Source organism: Micromonospora yasonensis, from assembly GCF_026013475.1.
Taxonomy (GTDB): domain Bacteria; phylum Actinomycetota; class Actinomycetes; order Mycobacteriales; family Micromonosporaceae; genus Micromonospora; species Micromonospora yasonensis.
The window spans coordinates 1-1,934 of record NZ_JAPDPH010000426.1 but is presented as its reverse complement, the minus strand read 5'-3'; the positions used below and the strand labels follow the sequence as shown (position 1 = coordinate 1,934).

General features: G+C 78.4%; 1 protein-coding gene. It reads left to right on the top strand.

Translation table 11 applies throughout. The annotated features are described in order from the left end of the window. Positions 1-1,934, top strand: a 1,934-nt coding sequence (locus ONA70_RS36040; protein WP_265010947.1) for a polyketide synthase dehydratase domain-containing protein, incomplete at both ends; no start/stop codon positions are given.

Genomic DNA, 1,934 nt, shown 5'->3' with positions numbered 1-1,934 from the left:
CTCGAACTCGGCCCGGACGCCACCCTCACCACGCTGCACACCCACACCCGACCCGAGGCGCTCGCCGTGCACACCCTGCACCGCGAACGGGCCGACCAGCACACCGTCCTCGCGGCCGCCGCCACCCTCGCCGCCCGGCCCACGGGCGGCCACCCCCAGCTCGACCTGCCCACCTACCCGTTCCAGCACACCCGGCACTGGCTGCCGACCACACCCGACCCCGCGCCGGCCCGGCCGCTGGTCGAGCCGGCCGGCGGCCACCCGCTGCTCGGCGCGCCGCTGGACATCGCCGGGATCGCCGGACGCTGGTTCAGCCGGACCGTGCTCCCCGACCGGCTCCGCTTCGTCGACCAGCACCGGCTGCTGGGTACGGCGGTGTTCCCGGCCACCGCGCTCGTCGAGTGGGCACTCGCCGCGGCCCGCGGGGACTCCCCCGAAGCCCGCTGGACCATGGCGGGGATCACCTTCGACGAGTTCCTGCGCTGCGCCGAGGGCACCCCGCTCACCCTCCAGGCGACCGCCGAGCCGGACGGACGGGTGCGCTGCTTCAGCCGGCCCGCCGACGACGCGTCCGCGCCGTGGGCGCAACACGTCACCGTCGCCGCCGTGCACGCCGGCACCACACCCCCACCGCCGCGGCTGCACCTGGCGGGCGTACGGGCCGGGATGGCGGCCGAGGACCTCGACGGGTTCTACGACCGGCTCTGGCGGATCGGCGTCGAGTACGGGCCGGGCTACCGGGCGATGAAGCGGCTGCTGCGTGCCGGCGACGAGGCCCTCGCGCTGGTCGAGGTGGACGAGGCGGAACGGGACGGCACCGGGTGGCTGCTGCACCCGGTGGTCCTCGACGCCTGCCTGCACGTCGGCGCCGCCTTCGGGGTCAGCGAGGACGACTTCTGGCTCCCCGCCGGCATCGACCGGGTCGAGGTGTACGACCGGCTGCCCCGCCGGGTCTGGTGCCGGGCCCGCTCCCGGGGCGTACCGGCGGATGGCGAACGGGCCATGGACCTCGACCTGGTCACCGCGCTCGGCGAGCCGGTGGCCCGGCTGGCCGGCGTCCGGCTGCGCGCGCTGCCGCGTACCCTCGTCACCGGCCTGGCCGGGTCGCGGCTGCACCGCTACGACGTGACCTGGACGGCGCTGCCGGGCCGGCCGGCCCGGCGGGCCGAGGTGGGCCCCCGCGACACCTGGCTGGTCTGCGGCCGCGACCCCGAGGTCGTCGCGGACTGGCATGCCCAGCTGCTCGGCCTCGGCTGCGCCGCCGCCGCGCTGGTGCTCGCCGACGACGCCCGGGTGCCGGCGACCGCCTCGCTGGGCGGCGGCCCGGTGCAGGCGGACCCGGCCGACGACGCCGCCCTGGCAAGGCTGGTCGACGCGGCCCGCGCCGAGGGCGTCAAGCTGCGCGGCCTGCTGCTGCACGGCACGGACGCCGGACCGGACGCCGACGCCGCCTACCGCACCGCGCGGGACGGGCTCGCCGTCCTCCGCGCGGTCCTGCGGGGGTACGCCGACGACGCGCCGGACGTGGTGCTCTGCTCCGCGGGCGCCGAGACGCCGACCGGGGACGACGTGCCCGTGCCGGCGCAGGCGGTGCTCGCGGCGCTGACCCGGGCGGTGCTGACCGAACACCCGCACCTGCGCTGCGTGCAGGTGGACCTCGACCCGGCCGGCGCCGCGCCGGCGCTGTCCACCGTCCTCGACCGGGTCGCCGACGCCGACGGCGCCACCCACCTCGCGGTGCGGGACGGCACCTGGTACGAGGCCCGGCTGCGGGAACGGGACCTGTCCGCGCCGGGACCCGGCCCGGTGCTGCGCGCCGACGCGACGTACCTGGTCACCGGCGGCTTCGGCGGGCTGGGCCAGGCGGTCGCCGGGTGGCTGGCCGGCCGGGGGGCGGTGAACCTGGTCCTGGTCGGCCGGCGGGTGCCGGCCGT